The following is a 2,791-nucleotide window of genomic DNA, read 5'->3' as shown; positions in this document are numbered from 1 at the left end:
CCCCGGCACCCGCCGGCGTGCCCGGCGACAGCGGCGCCGCGGTGCCGCCCATGCTCACGCCCTTCACGCTGCGCGGCCTCACGCTCGACAACCGCATCGTCGTCTCGCCCATGGCCACCTACAGCGCGGTCGAGGGCGTGCCGCAGGACTTCCACCTGGTGCACCTGGGCGCCCGCGCCCTCGGCGGCGCGGCGCTGGTGATGGTGGAGATGACCAGCCCCACGCCCGACGGCCGCATCACCCCCGCCTGCACCGGGCTGTGGAACGATGCGCAGCAGGCCGCCTTCACGCGCATCGTGGATTTCGTGCACGGCAGCAGCCGCGCCAAGATCGGCCTGCAGCTGGGCCACAGCGGCCCCAAGGGCTCCACGCGCGTGGGCTGGGAGGGCACGGACGAGCCCCTGCCCGAGGGCGATCCGCACGGCAACTGGCCGCTGCGCGCCGCCAGCGCCCTGCCCTACGGCCCGCAGAACCAGACGCCCGCCGCGCTGACGCGCGCCGACATGGACGCGCTCACCGCCGCCTTCGTGGCCAGCGCCCGGCGCGCCGCGGCCTGCGGCTTCGACTGGCTGGAGCTGCACTGCGCGCACGGCTACCTGCTGGCCAGCTTCATCAGCCCGCTCACCAACCAGCGCACCGACGAATACGGCGGCCGCCTGGAAAACCGCTGCCACTACCCGCTCGAGGTGTTCGCGGCGGTGCGCGCCGTGTGGCCCGCCGAGCGCCCCATGAGCGTGCGCATCTCGGCCCACGACTGGGCACCCGGCGGCACCACGCCGGACGACGCCGTGGCGATGGCGCGGTGGTTCAAGGCCGCGGGCTGCGACCTGATCGACGTCTCCTCCGGCCAGACCACGCGCGCCGCCCGGCCGGTGTACGGGCGCATGTACCAGACGCCGTTCGCCGACCGCATCCGCAACGAGGTGGAGATCGCCACCATGGCCGTGGGCGCCATCAGCGAGGCCGACCATGCCAACAGCATCATCGCCGCCGGCCGCGCCGACCTGTGCGCCCTCGCCCGCCCGCACCTGGCCGACCCGGCCTGGACGCTGCACGCCGCCGCGCAACTGGGCGAGACGGCCAGCCGCCACGTGCACTGGCCGCGCCCCTACGGCCCGGGCCGCGACCAGCTGCTGCGCGAGGCCTCCAAGCAAAAACAGGCCCCAGCGCAATCGTTACTAGGGCATATCGATATCAAAACAATAGCAAACGATGCTCTGGACTGAAACCATGGACCTCGAAGCCCGCCTTCATGGCGCCGCCCCCAGCGAGCACCCCGAGGCCCTGCGCCTGTGGCTGCGCCTGCTCACCTGCACGCAACTGGTGGAAAAGCAGGTGCGCACCCGGCTGCGCGACCAGTTCGGCACCACGCTGCCGCGCTTTGACCTGATGGCGCAACTCGAACGCGCGCCCGAGGGCCTGAAGATGAAGGACCTCTCGCGCCGCATGATGGTCACCAGCGGCAACGTCACCGGCATCACCGACCAGCTCGTCGCCGAAGGGCTGGTGGAACGCGTGGACGTGGCGGGCGACCGCCGCGTGTTCCTCGTGCGGCTCACGCCGCGCGGGCGCGAACAGTTCGACGCGATGGCCCACGCGCACGCGCAGTGGATCGTCGAGGCCTTCGGCCCGCTCGGCGAGCGCGACATCGCCAGCCTGCACCGGCTGCTCGGCAAGGTGAAGGCCCACGCCCAGGCAGCCACCCCCACCCTCCAGGAAACCAACGCATGAAGCACTACATCTCCGCGGGCAACCCCATGCGCCCGCAGTTCGAGCCCCGGGCCCCCTACGCGGCACGGCACTTCGCCTGGCAGTTCGACCGCGGCGTGGGCACCATCACGCTGGACCGGCCCGAGCGCAAGAACCCGCTGACCTTCCAGAGCTATGCCGAGCTGCGCGACTTCTTCGGCGCGCTGCGCACGGCGACCGACGTGAAGGCCGTGGTGGTGACCGGCGCGGGCGGCAACTTCTGCTCGGGCGGCGACGTGCACGAAATCATCGGCCCGCTCACCGGCATGACCATGCCCGAACTGCTGGAGTTCACGCGCATGACGGGCGACCTGGTGAAGGCCATCCGCGCCTGCCCGCAGCCGGTGCTGGGCGCCATCGACGGCATCTGCGCCGGCGCCGGCGCCATGGTGGCGCTGGCCTGCGACCTGCGCTACGGCACGCCCGCCGCTCGCACCGCGTTCCTGTTCACCCGCGTGGGCCTGGCCGGCGCCGACATGGGCGCCTGCGCGCTGCTGCCGCGCATGATCGGGCAGGGCCGCGCCTCCGAGCTGCTGTTCACCGGCCGCGCGATGACGGCGCAGGAAGGGCTGGCCTGGGGCTTCTTCAACGGCCTGCACGAATCGGCCGACCTGCTCGCCCACGTGCAGGCCGCGGCCCGCTCGCTGGCCGAGGGCCCCACCTTCGCGCACGGCATGACCAAGACCATGCTGGGCCAGGAGTGGAGCATGACCATCGACCAGGCCATCGAGGCCGAGGCCCAGGCGCAGGCCATCTGCATGCAGACGCAGGACTTCCGCCGCGCCTACGAGGCGTTCGCGGCCAAGCAGAAACCCGTGTTCGCGGGGGATTGAGGCCATGCACGCCGTCACGCCCCCCGCGCCCGCCGCCCCGTCCACGGCGCACCTCGCCCTGCCGTTCTTCGGCGAAGCCCACCGGGCATTGGTGGATGGCCTCGTGCCCTGGGCCGCCGCGCAGGCGGTGGACGAATCCGACGACCGCGCCGCCTGCCGCGAGTGGGTGCGCCGCCTGGGCGACGGCGGCTGGCTGCGCTACTGCGTGC

Annotated in this window: 3 protein-coding genes and 1 pseudogene; all 4 read left to right on the top strand. The window is 72.7% G+C overall.

Features of this window, described 5'->3' with window-relative positions:
* A partial coding sequence (locus AC27IO_RS22505; RefSeq protein ID WP_498740862.1) for an oxidoreductase occupies window positions 1-1,226 on the top strand: 1,226 nt, incomplete at its 5' end.
* A 4-nt stretch (window positions 1,227-1,230) separates the two neighbouring features.
* Window positions 1,231-1,731 carry a MarR family winged helix-turn-helix transcriptional regulator gene (locus AC27IO_RS22500; RefSeq protein ID WP_272567036.1) on the top strand — a complete coding sequence of 167 codons (501 nt, stop codon included), beginning with the start codon at window positions 1,231-1,233 and terminating at the stop codon, window positions 1,729-1,731.
* On the top strand, window positions 1,728-2,582 hold the full coding sequence (locus AC27IO_RS22495) for an enoyl-CoA hydratase family protein (protein ID WP_284401418.1): 855 nt from the start codon (window positions 1,728-1,730) through the stop codon (window positions 2,580-2,582). Before AC27IO_RS22500 ends, AC27IO_RS22495 begins: the two co-directional genes overlap by 4 nt.
* Before the next feature lie 4 nt (window positions 2,583-2,586).
* Window positions 2,587-2,791 (top strand): annotated as a pseudogene (locus AC27IO_RS22490) (acyl-CoA dehydrogenase family protein); the annotation flags it as partial.

This window comes from Acidovorax sp. KNOB132 (genome assembly GCF_057541515.1).
This window is presented reverse-complemented; position numbering and strand designations above follow the sequence as displayed.

Excerpts from the sequence above, each read along its gene's own strand:
- AC27IO_RS22495 (WP_284401418.1), top strand. The coding sequence starts at position 1,728 with ATGAAGCACTACATCTCCGCGGGCAACCCCATGCGCCCGCAGTTCGAG.
- AC27IO_RS22500 (WP_272567036.1), top strand. The coding sequence starts at position 1,231 with ATGGACCTCGAAGCCCGCCTTCATGGCGCCGCCCCCAGCGAGCACCCC.